Below are 16923 nucleotides of genomic sequence, written 5' to 3'. Positions count from 1 at the left end.
CATGGTCGAGCCTCGGCCCGTCGTCCGGCGTGACTTGCGACATCAGTCCGGTATGTCGTGCGACATCTGTCCGGGATGTCTTGAGCCAAGACACCACGGGGCCCACCAGGACGCTCACCGAGCAGCAGCCTGCTGTTGGGTCGTCTCGAGAGCGGGCTCGTCGACTGCATGGCTCGATGCCCCTCGCTCCGCCGGGTCCACTCCGCAGGGACGCCGTCCGCATCGAGCCGGAGCCGTCAGCCCGTCCAGCCGGTCCGCGCCTTCGGGGCGGTCGGGTTTCGCCGGTGGGCCACCCGAAGGGGCGATTCGACGGGCTGGGAGCGAGGAGCGTCGACCGGTGCCTCAAGTAGCGGCGCGGTGTCGCCGAGAGATGAGCCATGGAGAACCTGTTCACGCGAAGCGCAACTCGCGGTGACGTCCTCCTTCGAGCCGGCACTGCCGTGTTCGGCGCAGCCCTCCTGGCTGTCGCCGTCGGCACCACCGTGAAGTCAGGGCAGGCCGCAGCGCAGGACGACCTCGACAACCGGCTGCACACGGTGTCCTCGTTGACGGCCGCGGAGCTCGGGGAGTACTTCGACCGCGCGCGGAGTATCGAGTTGCTGCTGGCCGACAGCGCCACCTTCCGAGCGTTCGAGCCGGACGGCGCCCCTGGCAGCCACCACCTCACCGGGGCCGCCGAGGTGCCGCTGGTCCTCGACCCGGCCGCCAAGGAGGCAGCGGAAGCCATGGCCTACCTGGAGGAGCTGTACCTGGACCGGATCAGCGAGGCCTGCCTCATCGACGCGAACGGGCACGAGTTGGCCCGGGTGGTGAGGGGCATCGTCGCCCCGCCGGAGGAGCTCTCGCACGAGGAGGCGTCGGCGTCGTTCTTCGCCCCCACGATGCAGCTGCCGGCCGGTCGGGTCCACCAGGCACTGCCCTATGTCTCGCCAGACACGGGTCTGTGGGTCATCTCGAACACCACGCCGATGGTGGGCGCCTCTGGCCAGCCCTGGGGGCTGGTGCACTTCGAGGTGGCGCTGGAGAGCTTCCGGCCGCAGGTCACCGACGCGCAGCACAACATCTCGATCGTGGACGTCGGTACCGGCCGTGTCGTGCTCGACAGCTCCCGCCCACTCGACCCGACCCCCGCCGAGGACGCCGATTTCGGCCGGCCGATCAGTGCACAGATGCGCACCCTCCTTGCGGCTGACACCAGCCCGGACCCGACCACGATCGACGGCCAGCGACGGTCCTTCGCCCCTGTCCCGACCACCGAGGACAACGCGAACCGCTGGGTGGTCGTCGTGTCCGCCCCGGCCGTCGGCGGGTCCTGGTGGGCGTCGATGGGACCTGCCCCGGTCGCCATGGCCCTGGCCGCGGTCGCGCTGCTGGTCTTCGCTGCATTGAACCTGCGAGCCAGCCACCGGCGCTTGCGGGCGGCCAGCCTGACCGACGAGCTCACCGGTCTGCCCAACCGTCGCCTGCTCACCGACCGGCTGGACCGCGCGCTCGCCTTCGGAACGCGCAAGGGCCTCACCAGTGCCGTCCTGCTCATCGACCTGGATCGCTTCAAGGAAGTCAACGACACGCTCGGCCACGACTACGGCGACGATCTGCTGCGCAGTGTGGCTGCGCGGCTCACCGCGGCCTTCCGGACCTCCGACACGGTGGCCCGGCTCGGCGGTGACGAGTTCGCGGTGCTGTTGCCCGAGGTGGCTGACCAGCCTGCCGCGATCGAGCAGGCGGAGCGTTGTCTGGCGCTGCTCCGTGAGCCGTTCGTCGTCCAGGGCTTCAACCTGGGTGTCGACGCGAGCATCGGTGTTGCGCTGTGCCCGCACCACGGCTGCGCGGCCGACGAGGTGATGCGTGCCGCTGACGTGGCGATGTACGAGGCGAAGGCCGACCGCCGCGGTGTCCTGGTCTACGAGCGGTCGCTCGACGGCCACTCACCCAGCCGGCTGGCGCTGCTCGGCGAGCTCCGGCAGGCGCTGCAGGACGACCAGTTGGTCCTGTACTACCAGCCGAAGGTCGACGTGACCCTGGGTCGCGTGACCGGCGCGGAGGCCTTGGTGCGCTGGCAGCACCCGGAGCGCGGGCTCGTCCCACCGGGCGACTTCATCCCGGTGGCCGAGGGGTCCGGTCTCATCCTGCCCCTCACCATGTACACCCTGGAGGCGGCCGTCGCCCAGGCGAAGGCCTGGCTCGACGCCGGACAGGCCATCCAGGTCGCGGTCAACCTCTCGCCCCGTTGCCTGGTGGAGCCGACCATCCCGGACCAGGTCCGCCAACTGCTCCACCGCCACGGCCTCCCCGCCCGCCTCCTGCGACTGGAATTGACCGAGAGCACGGTCATGGCCGACCCGGAGCGGGCGCTCGGGGCGCTCATGGAGCTGCGCAACCTCGGCGTCGCCATCTCCATCGACGACTTCGGAACGGGCTACTCGTCGATGTCCTATCTCAAGAGGCTGCCCGTCGACGAGCTCAAGATCGATCGCTCGTTCGTGATGGACATGCTCGCCGAGGGCCACGACGCGGTGCTCGTGCGGTCCTCGATCGACCTCGGCCACAACCTGGGTCTGGCGGTCGTCGCCGAAGGTGTCGAGGACGAGGAGACGCTCACGGCGCTGCGGGCACTGGGCTGTGACGTCGTCCAGGGCTATCACCTCGCCCGCCCGATGCCCGCGTCCGCCTTCACCGACTGGGTGGTGAGCCGCGTGCCGATCGCGGTCGCGGGCAGCGTCACGGTGGAGGGCGCTCCACCGGCACGGTGAAGCAGTGGACCGCTGGGGGACCGCCTGCCGGGGGTGATCGGCTCATCGGCCGACCGGTGGCGCCCTTGCTCTGCTGGCAGCGGTGGAGGCGGGACCGCGGCACCCGGTGATCGGCCGACCGGGACGTCGCTGGACGAGCGTCCGCCGTTGCCGGACTGCAGCACGTCCTCGGTGGTCACCGCGGCCCGTAGCGAGATGGCGTCCCGCCCGCTCGGTGTGGTCGCGGCGTGGTCGTGGACTGTCCGCACGACGACGGTCCGTCGCGGTCGGTGCTGACACAGACGGCGGGCCTGAGCAGCAAGTACGGCATCAGACAGCACCGCCTGACATCCCGTCGTCGGGACCTTGGATCCGCGGGTTGCGGGTCCGATCCACACGGGCCCACCCGCACGACCGGCCGCGGTGGGTGTTGAGCCGGGCGGCCTGGCGGGTCAGGTGGTCCCGCTCGGCCAGGGTGGGAGCCCGCTCCCCGGCCAGGGCGTACAGCCGGGCCGCCGTCGCGAGGTCGCCGTCGCGCTCGTGCAGGTGGGCGGCCACCGCGGTGTGGCGGGGCAGCGAGCCGTCCAGCTCGGCGAGCGCCGCGAGCCCGGCGCGCGGCCCGTCGGCCTCACCCACGGCCACCGCGCGGTTGAGCCGGGCCACCGGGCTGTCGGTCAGCCGGACCAGCTCGTCGTACCACTCGACGATCTGCACCCAGTCAGTCTCGGCGGCGGTGCGGGCGTCGGCGTGCAGCGCCGCGATGGCGGCCTGGGCCTGGTACTCGCCCAGCCGGTCACGGGCGAGGGCCGCCTGCAGGGCCGCGACGCCCTCGGTGATCACCGCGGTGTCCCAGCGGCCGCGGTCCTGCTCGGCCAGTGGGACCAGGCTGCCGTCCGGCGCGGTCCGGGCGGCCCGCCGGGCGGAGTGCAGCAGCATCAGGGCGAGCAGCCCGGCCACCTCCGGGTGGTCGACCACGGCCGCGAGCTGCCGGGTCAGCCGGACGGCCTCGGCGGCCAGGTCCACGTCCCCGGAGTAGCCCTCGTTGAACACCAGGTAGAGGACGCGCAGCACGGTGGCGACGTCGCCGGGACGGTCGAACCGGACCCCCGACACCGTGCGCTTGGCCCGGCTGATCCGCTGCGCCATGGTCGCCTCGGGGACCAGGTGGGCCTGCGCGATCTGCCGGGTGGTCAGCCCGCCGACGGCGCGCAGCGTCAGCGCCACCGCGGACGACGGCGTCAGCGACGGGTGCGCGCACAGGAAGTACAGGTGCAGCGTGTCGTCCACCCCGGGCACCGGCCCGGACGCCGGTTCCTCGTCCACGACGTCCTCGCGCCGGCGCCGGGCGGCGTCCGCCCGCGTCGCGTCCAGGAACCGGCGCCAGGACACGGTGACCAGCCAGCCCCGCGGGTCCCGCGGCGGGTCGGCCGGCCAGGTGCGGACCGCCTCGACCAGCGCCTCCTGGACGGCGTCCTCGGCCGCCGCGAAGTCGGCTCCGCGGCGGACGAGGACGCCGAGCACGCCCGGGACGAGGCCCCTCAGCAGGGCCTCGTCGAACGGCGCGGTCACTCCGTGATCAGGGGCGGCTCGCCGTAGAGAGGCCGGACCTCGAGCCACTCGTGGATCGGCTTCCCGTCCTTCCCCGGCGCGGCCGACAGCTCCCCGGCCAGCTCGACGGCGCGCTCGCGGCTGTCGACGTCGATCACCATCCAGCCGGCGATCAGGTCCTTGGTCTCGGCGAACGGCCCGTCGGTGACCGGCGGGCGCCCCTCGCCGTCGTAGCGGACCCACAGCCCGTCGGGGGCGAGAGCCTGCCCGTCGACGTACTCGCCGGTGCCCTCCAGCCGGGCGGCGAAGTCCGCCATGTACCGCACGTGGGCGGAGATCTCCTCGGGGGTCCACCGGTCCATCGGCACGTCGTTCACCGCGGCCGGGGCGCCCCGGTAGTGCTTGAGCAGCAGGTACTTGGCCATCGTGTCTCCTCGGTGCTGGTGCGACCCATCGTGGCCGCTCGCACCCCGGGGACGGAGCCGGCTCGCGGTTCTCGACACCGCAGCGCCGTCGAGGCCCCCGACATGCCGGCGACCGTTCCCCGGAATGGCGATCGACGGCCGGTCGCCGCCATTCCCCGCGCGCGACCGGGGGAGAAGTCGACAAGACGGTGGTCCCTGCTGCGGGTCACCGATCCCCTTTCCGCGTGCGCGCAACGATCCAGTGACGAGGCCCTGACCAGGCCCCTCGGCGAGCCGAAGAACACCGCGTCCGGACCTACGTTCCCGCTGTCCGCAGCCCACGACCCGGCCGCGGCGGCACCCTTCGAGGAGACCCGAGTGAGCGCGCCTTCTGCATCCCTGTTGCGTTTCTCCCGATCGACGGACGAGGGCCTGGGCCTGCTGATGGACCTGTACTCCGCCGAGGCGCCGGCGCCCCGCCGGGCCGGCACCCACCGCGCCGAGCTCCGGGGCCACCTGGACTCCTGGCTGCGCCGGGCCGCCGACTGGGGCGCCGGCCCGGGCGGGGCCTGGCGTGCCTGGTGAGGCCCCCGGGCGCGCCGCCCCGACGACCACCCGCACCACCCCCCGCATGACCACCCCGTCCACCGCCGCACCGGCGGCCGGACCGCAGCACGGAGGAGAGCAGTCGTGACGCTGGAGCCGACGGAGGCCGGGCTGGCCCTCCTCGTGCTGCTCGGGCTGATCGTGTGGCTGGGCAGGACGTCGACCACCCGCCTCGAGGCCGAGCGGGCCCGCACCCGGGCGGCCCAGGCGCGGGAGCGGGGTCAGGCGAAGGCCGCCGGCCGGGCGGCCCACCCGGCCGGACAGCGCGTCGGCTGGTGGCTGGTGGACGAGTCCGCGGTCGTGGCCGGGCCGTTCGCCGACCGGATCGAGGCCGACTGGGCCGTGCTGTCCCACGACCTGTCGGACTCGGTGCACCAGGTCTACGGCGTGTGCGCGGCCGGCGGCGGCATCGTGCGGCGCCAGTCCCCGCAGGAGCAGGCCTGGCTGGTCGAGCTCGGACGCCAGCTGGACCGGCTGACCGACGACTGGGACGGGCTGCTCACCGACTCCGACACGCTCACGACGCTCCTCGTGGAGGTGAGCGCCGCGCTGCTCGAGGCCGGCCTGCCCCTGCACGACAGCGCCGAGGACGCCGCTGCCGGCGGCGTGTGCCTGGTGCCCGACCCCGGCGGCCGCGGCATCCTGGTCACCTGGCGGCAGCACGACCGGATCAGCGTCGACCGCGTCCACGGCGCCGAGCTGGAGACGGCGGTGCAGCGCACGATGAACGCCGCGGTCGCCGACGTCCTCGCCGAGATGGGCTTCCCGGTCACCCCCCTCGGGACGTCGAACTGCCACCTGGTGACCGCCACGCAGCGGTCGGCGTCCACCCCCTGACGCACCTCCGGACACCCCCGGGCCGAGCGCCGGTCCCCGAGGTGTCCGGCTGTGACGGGGGCCGCTGTGGCGACCTGCACAGCGGCGGAGGACGGCGCGGGCGGGGTCGACCTGCCACCGTGGACGTGGGTGCCCGAGGTCGTGTGCTCTCCCCGCCCCTCGGCGGCCACCGTCCTGCGGTGGCCCGCGTCACCCCCTGCGAGGTCCTCGTGCTCCCTCCCGCCCCGCTCCCGCGTGCCCGCGGCCAGGCGCCGCTGCCTCGGCTGCGAGCCGCCGTCGCCGCCGTCTTCGTCCTCGACGGCGCCGTCTTCGGCAGCTGGGCCGCCCGCGTCCCGGACGTCGCCGCCGCGGTGGGCGCCGGCCACAGCGCCCTCGGGGTGGCCCTGCTGTGCCTGTCCGTCGGCGCCCTGGCCGCCATGCAGGTCACCGGCGCGCTGTGCGCCCGCCTCGGCGCCGGCGTCGTGACCACCGTCGCCGCGCTGCTGCTGTGCGTGTCGCTGGTGCTGCCCGGCCTGGCCGGCTCGATGCCCGCCCTGTGCGCCGCCCTGCTCGCCTTCGGCGCGGCCACCGGCACGGTCAACGTGGCGGCCAACGCCGTCGGCGTCACCGTCGAGCGCCGGCTCGGGCGGCCGCTGCTGTCCGGCCTGCACGCCGGCTTCAGCCTCGGCGGCCTGGCCGGCGCGCTGCTCGGCGGCCTGCTGGCCACGGTCGCCGGTGTCGCCGCGCACCTGGTGGCCGTCGGCGCCGGCGGGCTGCTGGTCACCGCGTGGGCCGGGCGCGCCCTGGTCGGAGCGGACGGCCCCCGCTCCGCCGCGCCGGAGCCGGCCGCCGCCAGGGCGGGGCGGGCGCGGCCCACCGCGGTGCTCGTCGTGCTCGGCGCCGTCGCCGGCTGCACCGCCTTCGGCGAGGGCGCGCTGTCGGACTGGGGTGCGCTGCACCTGCGCGAGGAGCTCGGGGCGAGCACGGCGCTGGCGGCCGCGGGCTACGCCGGCTTCTCCCTCGCCATGGCGTGCGGCCGCCTCGCCGGTGCTCGGCTGGTGGCGGCCGTGGGGGAGCGGCGGCTGCTCGCCGGCGGCGCGGTGCTGGCCGCCGCCGGGGGTGCCGCCGCGGTGACGGCGACCTCCGTCCCGGCCGCGCTGGCCGGGTACGTGCTGGTGGGCCTCGGGCTGGCCAACGTCTTCCCGCTGGCCGTCTCGCGGGCCGGCGTCCTCGCCGGCGCCCGCGGCATCGCGCTGGCCACCACCGTCGGCTACACCGGGCTGCTCGGCGGCCCGCCGCTGATCGGCCTGCTCGCCGAGCACGCCGGGCTGCCCGCCGCGCTGGCGACGGTGCCGCTGCTCGCGCTGGTCGCCGCCGGGCTGGTGCTGACGATCTCCGGGGACGCGCTGCGGGTGCCCGTGACGCCGCGCGGCCTCCTCGCCGCCGTCGCCCTGCGGGTGCAGCCGCTGGTGTCCGGCTTCGGCCACGGCACCGCGGTCTACGTCCGCGACCTGCGCGTCCTCCAGCCGCTCTGAGCGGCCCCGCTCAGCCGGTGAGGGCGGGCACGCCGGTGCGGGTCTCGACCGCGGCCACCCGGGCGAGCAGGTCCTCGGCCGGCACCGGGCGGGCCAGCCAGAAGCCCTGGGCCTCGTCGCAGCCCAGCGTGCGCAGCCGCTGCCACGTGCACCTGGTCTCCACGCCCTCGGCGACCACCCGCAGGCCCAGGGCGTGCGCCAGCTCGATGGTGCTGCGCACGATCACCTGCCCGGTGCCGTCGACCTCCATCGTGGAGATGAACGACCGGTCGATCTTCAGCGTGCTCACCGGCAGCCGGCTGAGGTAGGACAGCGAGGCGTGCCCGGTGCCGTAGTCGTCCACGGAGAGGGTCACGCCCAGCCCGCGCAGCCGGCGCAGGACGTCGAGGGCCTGCGCCGGGTCCTGCATCGCGGCGCTCTCGGTGACCTCCAGCTCCAGGCAGGCCGCCGGCAGGTCGTGCTCGGCCAGCAGCGCGGCCACCCGGCAGGGCAGGGTGGGGTCGAGCAGCACGCGGGCGGAGAGGTTCACCGCGACGGTGAGCTCCCGGCCGGCCGCCCGCCAGTCGCGGCAGTCGGCGAGCGCGCGGGCGAGCACGACGTCGGTGAGCGTCCGGACCAGCCCGGTGGCCTCGGCCAGGCCGATGAACTCCGACGGGGGCAGCAGCCCGCGCTGCGGGTGCGCCCACCGCACCAGGGCCTCCGCCCCGACGACCCGGCCGTCGGTCAGCGTGGCCTTGGGCTGGTAGTGGACCCGCAGGTCGCCGTCGCGGATGCCGCGGCGCAGGTCGCCGAACAGGCCCAGCCGCGCGGGGTCGTGCCGGTCCAGCGCGGGCGTGTGCACCACGACGCCGCTGCGGTCGGCCTTGGCCGCGTACATGGCCACGTCCGCGGCGCGCAGCAGCTCGGCCGGGTCGGTGCCCGAGGAGGCCACGCCCAGGCTGCCGTCGACCTCCAGCACCACCCCGCCGACGTCGAAGGGACGCCGCAGCGCGGCCAGCAGCCGGTCGGTCACCTGCCGGACGGCGGCCGGGTCCGCCTGGCGCAGCAGCACGACGAACTCGTCGCCCCCCAGGCGGGCCAGCACGTCGTCGGAGCGCAGCTCGCCGGCCAGCCGCCGGGCCACCGCGCACAGCAGCGCATCGCCCACGGCGTGCCCCAGCGTGTCGTTGACCTCCTTGAAGCGGTCGAGGTCCAGCAGGACGACGGCCGGCTGCGGGTCCCCGGCCGCCGCGCGGTCCACCGCCGCGTCCAGCTCCTCGGCGATCCCCGCCCGGTTGAGCAGCCCGGTGAGCGGGTCGGTGCGGACGCGCACGCGCAGCTCCTGCTCGGCCAGCTCCCGCCGGGCGTGCTGGGCCTTCAGGTCCCGGGCCCGGCGCGCCCCGAAGACGACCATGAACAGGTGCGAGGCGGCCAGCAGCAGGACGGCGTCGTCCAGCGGGCCGACGGTCGACCGCGACCACTCCGCGATCCGGCCCGGCAGGTCCGCCGTCCCGCTGGCGACCGCGACGAGGACGGTCAGCAGCGCCACCACGGCGGCCTCCCGGGCCACGGTGGAGCGCAGCGCGACGGGCGTCCCCGTCCCCGGACCCGGCACGCCCACCACCCCCTCCCGCCGTCACGTCCCGCCCCCAACGACACCGGCGCCGCCGCCCTTGAGCCCCCGCCGGTGCCCTCACCCCGGCGGGGCAGGCGCCCGGCTGGTGCGGGTGGTGCGGCGCGGGGGCGTCGGCTCAAGCCCGGAGCGCCCCGTGCCGATGGCATCCGCAGCGGGGTCGACGCTCCCGCGCAGGTCAGCAGGGGCGGGAGGTGGGGACCGTGGTCTCCGGGACGACCCCGCCCGCGGACCCGCACGCCGGCCGGCCGGAGGGCCGGCCGCTGGTCCTGCTGGCCTACGTCTGCGGTTTCACGATGGTGGCGCTGGCCGCCGGCCTCGACGAGACCCTCGGCGTCGTCGGCGGCGTCCTCAACGTCGTCTTCGGCGTCTACTTCTGCCGGCACCTGGGGTTCGCCGTCGCCGCCGCCCGGTGGGCCGAGCACGACATGCTCGCCGCCGACGTCGGGCTGGACAGCTGGACGCCGACCGTCGCGGTCTTCGTCGGCTGCAAGAACGAGGAGCTCGTCGTCGACGGGATGGTCACCGCGCTGCTCGCGCTGGACTACCCGGCCGACCGGCTCACCCTCGTCGTCGTCGACGACGGCTCCGACGACACCACCGGCGCCCGGCTGGACGCCTGGGCCGGCCGCGAGCCGCGGCTGCGCGTGCTGCACCGCCCGCCTGGCTCCGGCGGCGGCAAGTCCGGCGCCCTCAACGACGCCCTCCACCTGGTCGACGCCGAGGTGGCCGTCGTCTTCGACGCCGACCACGAGCCGGACCCGACCGCGCTGCGCCGGCTGGTGCGCCACTTCCGCGACCCGGAGGTCGGCGCGGTGATGGGCCGCTGCGTGATCCGCAACGGCCGGGACTCGCCGATGGCCTCGACCGTCTTCGTCGACTTCCTCTCCGGCTACCTGGTCAACGAGTACGGCCGGCAGGCGCTGTTCGAGCTGCCCGCGTACGGCGGGGCCAACTGCGCGGTGCGGATGTCCACGCTGCGCACCCTCGGCGGGTGGAACCCGCACACCGTCACCGAGGACACCGACCTCACGCTGCGGGTGCTCATGACCGGCCAGCGGGTGCGCTACGACCTGTCCGCCGTCGACTTCGAGGAGGCGGTGGTCAGCGCGCAGCGGTTCTGGAAGCAGCGGTACCGCTGGGCCCGCGGCCACCAGAAGTGCTTCCGCGACTACTGGCGCCCGCTGATGCGCTCCCCGTACCTCTCCCCCGTCGAGAAGGTCGAGACGACGCTGTTCCTGCTCGTCTACCACGTGCCGCTGCTCAGCGGGATCGGCCTGCTGCTCACCGTGCTGCGCGCCTTCGGCATCGGCGACCTGCCGGTGGTCGCGCTGCTGCCGCTGTCCATGCTGCTGTTCATCGGCCCGCTGGCCGAGCTGTCGGTTGGCCTGCTCATCGGCCGGGTGGAGCGGCGGTCGGCGTGGCGGCTGCTGGGCTTCCTGCCCGCCTTCGCGCTGTCCATCTGGATCACCACCCGGGCCTACGTCGACGGGATGCTCGGCCGTCCCTACACCTGGGTGAAGACCTCGCGGTCCGGCGCCACCTCCACCGTGCGGGTCGACCCGCCGGTGGTCACCGCGGCCGGGACGGCGGCCTAGATGGCGATCGCTCCGGTGGCGGCCGCCGGGAGGCACCGCGCCGGGCGCCCGCGGCGTCCCCGGCGCGGCAGCCGCCGGCTGCTGCCGGTGCTGCTGGACCTGGCGCTCGCGGCGGTCATCTGCGCCGCCGGCTTCCGCTACGGCGCCGGCTTCCTGCAGGTGCACGAGGCCCGCTGGGTGGCCACCGTGCTCGGCTGGGCCGGCGTGGACTCGGTGTCGGGCTCGCTGGAGCGCCATGTGCTGGTGTTCCGCCCCGACGGCGAGATCATCCTGGCCGAGGTCACCGAGTCCTGCTCCGCGATCCTGTCGGTGCTCGGGCTGACCGCGCTGACCGCCGTCGTACTGCGCGGCCGGCGCCAGCACGCGGTCGCCGGCCTGGTCGTCGCCGTCGCGGCGCTGCTGCTGCTCAACCACCTGCGGCTGGTCGGCTCCACCCTCGCAGGCCTGGTCTGGGGCACGCCGGCGCTGGTGCTCTTCCACGACTGGGTCGGCACGGTGTGGAACCTGGCGGCCACCCTCGGCGGCTTCCTGCTCATGGTCTGCATCACGCTGCCCACCGCCGAACGCGCCGAGCAGGACGTCGCCGGCCGGCACACGGCCCGCCGTCCGGACAGCTGGGCCCGGCCCGGCCTGGGCTACCGGCCGGGCGACGACGACGTCCGCCCCGTCACACGCCGGGTCAACCTGACCGGCCTCGTGTACCGCTACGTGCTGCCCACCCGGGTGGCCCGGTGGATCGGTGCGCGCCGCGAGGCCGGGCGGATCGACTACCGCATCGGGCACCTGCCGTCGGCCGAGCGCGCCGCGCGGGTGCGCGCGCTGGCCTCCGACGGGCTGGGCGCGCACGCCGCGTCGCTGGTCGCGGTGGCCACCTACGACGACGACCCGGCCGTGCTCGACGTGCTGGCCGTCGCGATCGCCGCCCGGCAGTGGGAGCCGGTGACCCACCCCCGGGTTGCGGCGTTGCGGCTGTGGGCGCGCGGATGGCTGCTGCGGCACCCCGGGCGCGACGTCACCACCGACGTCACCGCCGACGTCGCCGAGCCGCCGACCGAGCGGCTGCCGCGCGACGCGGCCCGGCCGTCCCCCCGACCCCCGGTGCCGCCGGCCCGGGTCCCCCCTGTCGACCCAGGACCGCCGATGACCGCCTCCCTGCCCTCCCCGCGGCCGCCCGCGGCCCTCCCGCCCGCCGACGGGCCCGCCGTGCTCGTCACCGGCGCGGGCGGTCCGGCCGGCGTGGCCGTCGTCCGCCGGCTGGTCGCCCTCGGCCACCGGGTGGTGGCCGGTGACGCGGACAGTGCCGCCGCCGGCGGCGCGCTGGCGCACACCGCGGTCACCCTGCCGCGCGGCGACCACCCCCGCTTCGTCGACGCGCTGCTCGGCGCCTGCGCCGCCTTCGGGGTCGACGCGCTGGTCGGCACGGTCGCCGAGGAGCTGCCGCAGCTGGCCGCCGCCGCCGGGCGGCTGTCGGCGGCCGGCGTCGCCACCTGGCTGCCGGACGCCGCCGCCGTCGACCTGTGCTGCGACAAGGCCGCCTTCGCCCGCGCGATGGCCGCCGCGGGCGTGCCGCACCCGGCGACCGCAGCGTCCGCCGGCCGGCTGGCCGGCGTGCCCGGGCCGTGGGTGGTGAAGCCGGTCGCCGGCCGCGGCAGCCGCGGCGTGCAGCTGCTCGACGACCGGGACGCCGTGCTCGCAGCACTCCGGGCGGACGGCGGGTTGATCGTGCAGACCCGGCTGGCCGGCCGGGAGTTCACCGCGGACGCCCTGGTCGACCGCGACGGCGCCGTCCGCGTCGTCGTCCCCCGGTGGCGGGAGGAGACCAGGGCCGGGATCTCGGTCAAGGGCCGCACCTTCGCCTCCGCCGCGGTGACCGAGGTGGTCACCGGCGCGCTGGCCGCCGTGCGGCTGACCGGGCCGGCCAACGTGCAGGGCTTCGTCGCCGACGACGGCACCGCGACCGTCGTGGAGATCAACCCCCGCTTCTCCGGCGGCCTGCCGCTGACCCTGGCCGCCGGCGCGGACGTCGTCGGCGCGTACCTGGCCGGCGTCCGCGGCGAGCCGCTGCCGGACCTGGACTTCCGCCCCGGGGTCGTGATGAGCCGCTACTTCGCCGAGACCTACCGCAGCGAGGACGGCGCCCCCGTCGAGGACCCGTGCGCGCCGGTGGCGGTGCGGGCATGAGCCGCCGCAGGCACGTGCTGGTGCCCTTCGGCACCCGCCCGGAGGTGGTCAAGCTGGCCCCGGTCGTCGCCGCCCTCACCGGCGCCGGGCACCGGGTCAGCGTGGTCGACACCGGCCAGCACACCGACCCGCGGATGGGCCCGGAGCTGCAGGCGGCGCTGGGGCTGGTCCCCGGGCACCGCTTCACGCTGCCGGCCGACCCGGCCGAGCGCGCCGGTGCACTGCACGCCGACGCCGCCCGGGCGCTGCGCGGCATCGGGCCGGACCTGGTGCTCGCCCTCGGCGACACCAACACGGTGCCGGCCTACGCGCTGGCCGCCCGCGCCGCCGGGGTGCCCTTCGCGCACCTCGAGGCGGGGCTGCGCAGCCTGAACCCGCGCAGCGTCGAGGAGGTCAACCGGCGGGTCGCGGCCGCGGTCGCCCAGCTGCACCTCGCCCCCACCAAGCGGGCGGCGGCCTTCCTCGCCGACGAGGGGGTGCCGGCCGAGCGGGTGTTCGTCGTCGGCAACCCGGTCATCGACACCCTCGTCGCCCGCGGCGTGCGCCGGGTCCCCGTGGCCCGGCGCGCCGGCGTGCTGGTCACCGCGCACCGGCCGACCAACGTCGACGACCCGGTGCGGCTGGCCCGCCTGGTCGGCGTGGTGACCGCGCTGGCCGAGACGGTCGGGCCGGTCACCTTCCCGGTGCACCCGCGCACCGCCGCGCGGCTGGCGGAGACCGGGCTGGGCGCCCGGCTGGAGCACCCGGGCGTCACGCTGTCCGGCCCGGTCGGCCACTCCGCCCTCGTGGCCGCGCTGGCCTCGGCGCGGCTGGCGGTCACCGACTCCGGCGGCATCCAGGAGGAGGCCGCGTACCTCGGCGTCCCCGTGGTCGTGCTGCGCGGCTCGACGCCGCGCTGGGAGGGCGTGGAGGCGGGGACGACGACGCTGGCCGGGCTGGCCGACGACCGGGCGGCCGCGGCCGTGCTCGCCGCGGCGGCCGGGCACACCACCCCGGAGGCGCAGGAGCGGGCGGCCACGGTGCCCTGCCCGTACGGCGACGGGACGACGGGGGTGCAGGTGGCCGCCGTCCTCGCCGACGAGCGCACCGACGCCCTGCTCGCCCTCGACGAGCCGGACTACACCGACGGGCGGTTGCCGTGGTGACGGGACCCCGGCCGCTGGGCGTGGTCGTCGACCTCGACGACACGCTGTACCCGCAGGCCGACTACCTCGCCTCCGCGGCGGCGGCGGTCGGCGTGGCGGCCGGCATCGCGGGGCTGGACGGCGCCGCCGTGCACGCCGCGCTGCGGGCCGAGCTGGCCGCGGGCTCCGACGCCGGCGGCACGATCGACCGCGCGCTGCTCGCCGTCGGCGTCCCCCGCGCGGCGCTGCCCGGCCTCGTGCCCCCGCTGGTGACCGCGTTCACCGGGCACACCCCGCCGCAGCTGGCGCCGTACCCCGGGGTCGCCGACGCGCTGCGGGCCCTGGCCGCCGCCGCGCCGCTGGCCTGCCTCACCGACGGCACCCCGGCCATCCAGGCGGCCAAGCTGGCCGCCACCGGACTCGGGGAGCTGCTGCCGGTCGTCGTCGTCACCGACGCCCTCGGCGGGCGCGCCGTGCGCAAGCCGCACCCCGCCGGCCTGCTCGCCGTCGCCGCCGGGCTCGGCCTGCCGCCGGGCCGGCTGCTGGTGATCGGCGACCGGCCCGGCAAGGACGTCGCCGTGGCGGCGGCCGTGGGCGCGCGAGCGGTCCGCGTGCGGCAGGGGGAGTACGCCGGCGCACCCGACGACCCGCCCGCCTGGGCCGTCGTCGACACGTTCCCGGAGGCCGCCGCGCTGGCGCTGGACCTGCTCGGCACCCGGCGGCTCACCCCATCGGGGGAGATGTCGCGGGTGGGGCTCCAGTCGGGCGCCTGACGCGCCGATGCGACAGGGTCGGGCGGGATCGCCGCCCCGAACACGAGGACGCCTGTCATGACCGGCCGCACGAGGTCTTCGACCGCACGCACACGTGCCCTCCGCGCCATCCTGGTCGCGGTCATCGCCCTGCTGGGGATGCTCGTCTCGCCGGGGACGGCGTCGGCCGTCGGTGAGGTCAGGCCCACCGTGGAGTGCGTCGTGTCGAACGCCGACGGTTCCCGGACGGCGGTCTTCGGGTACGAGAACTCGACGGGGTCCGCGGTGACGATCGAGGTCGGCCCCAAGAACAAGATCACGCCGAAGGTCCACGGCACGCCCCAGCCGACCACCTTCGAGCCGGGTGTGCACCGCGGCGCGTTCACCGTCACGGTGACCGGTCGCAACGCGCCCAGGTGGAAGGTCGGTACGAACAGTGTCACCGCATCCGCATCCGCATCCGCGTGCCCGTCGTCCACCGAGCTGCCGGAAGAGGGCAACGGGACCGGTCCGGCCATCGCGCTGGCGGCTGCCGGCCTGGTCGGCGGCGTCCTCGTGCACCGGGCGAACCGGCGGGCGCGGTCCCTGGCCGCACCGGGCCGCGACGATGCGTAGGGTCCTCGCGGTCGGGGCGCACCCCGACGACATCGAACTCGGCTGCGGCGCCACCCTGCTGGCGCACTCCGCCGCCGGCGACGCCGTCGCCATGCTGGTGATGACCGGCGGGGAGAACGGCCCCGGGGACGACGAGGTCGTGGTGGGCCGGCGGCTCGAGCAGGAGCAGGCCGCCCGCACGCTGGGCGCCCGGCTGCTGTGGGGCGGCCAGCGCGACTGCACCGTCGTGCCGGACGCCGCCACGGTCGCCGTCGTCGAGCGGGCGATCACGGAGACCGACGCCGACGTCGTCTACGTGCACGCCCCCGACGACAGCCACCAGGACCACCGCGGTGTCGCCGCCGCGACCCTGTCCGCGGCCCGCCGGCTCTCCCGGGTCCTGCACTACCAGAGCCCGTCGACACTCACCTTCGCCCCGACGACCTTCGTCGACGTCACCGCCTACCTCTCCGGCAAGCTCGCCGCTCTCGGCGCGCACGCCTCGCAGGTGGAGATGTCCGCGATGGTGGAGCCCGATGCCGTCGTGGCCTCGGCCCGCCACTGGGGCGCGCAGGCCCGGATCGGCTACGCGGAGGCGTTCGCGCCCACCCGCATGGTCATCGACCTGCTGCCCACCCCGCGGCGCGAGCCGGTGGAGGTCCCGGAGACCCTCCGGCTGACGCTGTCGGCCTCACTGGCGGCTCACGGACGCTGAACCCGGCCAGGTGCTCGCCCGCGAGCGGCTGCTCAGCCACGTGTGGGGGTACGACGTCGACCCCGGCTCCAACGTCGTCGACGTCTACGTCCGCTACCTGCGCCGCAAGCTCGGCGCCGCGCGGATCGAGACCGTCCGCGGCATGGGACACCGGCTGGTCACGGACTGACCCCCCGAGGAAAGCGGCCCCCGGGGGTGTCGGTCGTCGGCCACGGGTACGTGGGGTGCAGCGGTCGCGCCGTCCGGTGCGGCCCCGACACAGGGAGATGCCGTGCCCGACGTACCGCAGCCGGTCACCGACAACAGCGTCAAGGTCCGCCAGCTCACCCACTACCAGTTCAGCTGGATCGCCGGGGAGCCCGGGCAGCCGGGGACCTACACCCTGCAGCTGGTCCTCGACCAGGGTGCGTGGGAGGAGGTCCTGACCCTGGACCCCGACGACGCGGACAACCTGCAGGACCTGCTCACCAACACGGGCACGGTCCACTACGACATCGAGCGCCGGGTGCTGATGTTCGGCGTCACCTCGACCGGCAGCTGACCGGCCCCGCACGCACCGAGGCCCCGCCGGCGCAGTCGCGCCGGCGGGGCCTCGGTGTGTGTGCGGGGGGGCTCAGCTGCGGCGGTCCGTGGTGCCGGGGCCGTCGACCTCGATCTCCTCCTTGCGGACGGTCTCGTCGACCTGCACCTGATCGGTGACGGTCTC

At 75.9% G+C, this 16923-nt stretch carries 15 protein-coding genes; 12 read left to right on the top strand and 3 right to left on the bottom strand.

Annotated features, from left to right (window positions below; all coding sequences use genetic code 11):
• The first annotated feature begins 377 nt into the window (after nucleotides 1-377).
• On the top strand, nucleotides 378-2753 hold the full coding sequence (locus CHB98_RS20780; RefSeq protein WP_089307515.1) for a putative bifunctional diguanylate cyclase/phosphodiesterase: 2376 nt from the start codon (nucleotides 378-380) through the stop codon (nucleotides 2751-2753).
• A 309-nt stretch (nucleotides 2754-3062) separates the two neighbouring features.
• Here CHB98_RS20780 and CHB98_RS20775 read toward each other — a convergent pair whose 3' ends face one another.
• Together CHB98_RS20775 and CHB98_RS20770 are read right to left on the bottom strand one after the other, a co-directional pair.
• Nucleotides 3063-4301 (bottom strand): RNA polymerase sigma factor, encoded by a 1239-nt coding sequence (locus CHB98_RS20775; protein ID WP_089307514.1) that lies wholly within the window; start codon nucleotides 4299-4301, stop codon nucleotides 3063-3065.
• Nucleotides 4298-4705 carry a YciI family protein gene (locus CHB98_RS20770; RefSeq protein WP_089307513.1) on the bottom strand — a complete coding sequence of 136 codons (408 nt, stop codon included), beginning with the start codon at nucleotides 4703-4705 and terminating at the stop codon, nucleotides 4298-4300. Before CHB98_RS20770 ends, CHB98_RS20775 begins: the two co-directional genes overlap by 4 nt.
• Before the next feature lie 357 nt (nucleotides 4706-5062).
• Here CHB98_RS20770 and CHB98_RS21275 point away from each other — a divergent pair, with 357 nt between their 5' ends.
• The 3 genes from CHB98_RS21275 to CHB98_RS20760 all read left to right on the top strand — a co-directional run bounded on the left by CHB98_RS21275 (nucleotide 5063) and on the right by CHB98_RS20760 (nucleotide 7641).
• Entirely contained in the window at nucleotides 5063-5269 is a 207-nt protein-coding gene (locus CHB98_RS21275; RefSeq protein WP_143425154.1) for a hypothetical protein, read from the top strand.
• 105 nt (nucleotides 5270-5374) lie between these two features.
• Entirely contained in the window at nucleotides 5375-6127 is a 753-nt protein-coding gene (locus CHB98_RS20765; RefSeq protein WP_089307512.1) for a hypothetical protein, read from the top strand.
• A gap of 179 nt (nucleotides 6128-6306) precedes the next feature.
• Complete coding sequence (locus CHB98_RS20760; RefSeq protein WP_245821498.1) at nucleotides 6307-7641, top strand: MFS transporter; 1335 nt, start codon at nucleotides 6307-6309, stop codon at nucleotides 7639-7641.
• Between the two features lie 10 nt (nucleotides 7642-7651).
• Here CHB98_RS20760 and CHB98_RS20755 read toward each other — a convergent pair whose 3' ends face one another.
• The gene (locus CHB98_RS20755) at nucleotides 7652-9235 is read right to left on the bottom strand and encodes a putative bifunctional diguanylate cyclase/phosphodiesterase (protein WP_143425153.1); all 1584 of its coding nucleotides are present in this window, start codon (nucleotides 9233-9235) and stop codon (nucleotides 7652-7654) included.
• A 221-nt stretch (nucleotides 9236-9456) separates the two neighbouring features.
• Here CHB98_RS20755 and CHB98_RS20750 point away from each other — a divergent pair, with 221 nt between their 5' ends.
• The 8 genes from CHB98_RS20750 (at nucleotide 9457) to CHB98_RS20715 (ending at nucleotide 16758) form a co-directional block, all read left to right on the top strand.
• Complete coding sequence (locus tag CHB98_RS20750) at nucleotides 9457-10851, top strand: glycosyltransferase family 2 protein (protein ID WP_245821496.1); 1395 nt, start codon at nucleotides 9457-9459, stop codon at nucleotides 10849-10851.
• Nucleotides 10852-13032 (top strand): ATP-grasp domain-containing protein, encoded by a 2181-nt coding sequence (locus CHB98_RS20745; protein ID WP_089307510.1) that lies wholly within the window; start codon nucleotides 10852-10854, stop codon nucleotides 13030-13032. It abuts the gene before it with no gap.
• Nucleotides 13029-14177, top strand: coding sequence for a non-hydrolyzing UDP-N-acetylglucosamine 2-epimerase (gene wecB / locus CHB98_RS20740; RefSeq protein ID WP_089307517.1), 1149 nt, complete (start codon nucleotides 13029-13031; stop codon nucleotides 14175-14177). The genes CHB98_RS20745 and wecB overlap by 4 nt, the downstream gene beginning before the upstream one ends.
• The gene (locus tag CHB98_RS20735) at nucleotides 14174-14929 is read left to right on the top strand and encodes an HAD family hydrolase (RefSeq protein ID WP_089307516.1); all 756 of its coding nucleotides are present in this window, start codon (nucleotides 14174-14176) and stop codon (nucleotides 14927-14929) included. Before wecB ends, CHB98_RS20735 begins: the two co-directional genes overlap by 4 nt.
• Nucleotides 14930-14986: 57 nt before the next feature.
• Nucleotides 14987-15523, top strand: a complete 537-nt coding sequence (locus CHB98_RS20730; RefSeq protein WP_089307509.1) for a hypothetical protein — start codon at nucleotides 14987-14989, stop codon at nucleotides 15521-15523.
• A complete protein-coding gene (locus CHB98_RS20725; RefSeq protein ID WP_089307508.1) occupies nucleotides 15516-16217 on the top strand; it encodes a PIG-L deacetylase family protein in 702 nt (233 codons plus the stop codon). Before CHB98_RS20730 ends, CHB98_RS20725 begins: the two co-directional genes overlap by 8 nt.
• 10 nt (nucleotides 16218-16227) lie before the next feature.
• Nucleotides 16228-16386 (top strand): winged helix-turn-helix domain-containing protein, encoded by a 159-nt coding sequence (locus tag CHB98_RS22845; protein ID WP_281251887.1) that lies wholly within the window; start codon nucleotides 16228-16230, stop codon nucleotides 16384-16386.
• A gap of 102 nt (nucleotides 16387-16488) precedes the next feature.
• Entirely contained in the window at nucleotides 16489-16758 is a 270-nt protein-coding gene (locus CHB98_RS20715) for a hypothetical protein (RefSeq protein ID WP_089307507.1), read from the top strand.
• The last annotated feature ends 165 nt before the right edge of the window (nucleotides 16759-16923 follow it).

This window comes from Geodermatophilus pulveris, from assembly GCF_900188375.1.
Taxonomy (GTDB): domain Bacteria; phylum Actinomycetota; class Actinomycetes; order Mycobacteriales; family Geodermatophilaceae; genus Geodermatophilus; species Geodermatophilus pulveris.
The sequence above is the reverse complement of the archived record's forward strand: the minus strand, read 5'-3'. Positions and strand labels throughout refer to the sequence as shown.

Excerpts from the sequence above, each read along its gene's own strand:
- CHB98_RS20730 (WP_089307509.1), top strand. The coding sequence starts at position 14,987 with ATGACCGGCCGCACGAGGTCTTCGACCGCACGCACACGTGCCCTCCGC.
- CHB98_RS20725 (WP_089307508.1), top strand. The coding sequence starts at position 15,516 with ATGCGTAGGGTCCTCGCGGTCGGGGCGCACCCCGACGACATCGAACTC.
- CHB98_RS20745 (WP_089307510.1), top strand. The coding sequence starts at position 10,852 with ATGGCGATCGCTCCGGTGGCGGCCGCCGGGAGGCACCGCGCCGGGCGC.
- CHB98_RS20780 (WP_089307515.1), top strand. The coding sequence starts at position 378 with ATGGAGAACCTGTTCACGCGAAGCGCAACTCGCGGTGACGTCCTCCTT.
- wecB (WP_089307517.1), top strand. The coding sequence starts at position 13,029 with ATGAGCCGCCGCAGGCACGTGCTGGTGCCCTTCGGCACCCGCCCGGAG.
- CHB98_RS20770 (WP_089307513.1), bottom strand. The coding sequence starts at position 4,705 with ATGGCCAAGTACCTGCTGCTCAAGCACTACCGGGGCGCCCCGGCCGCG.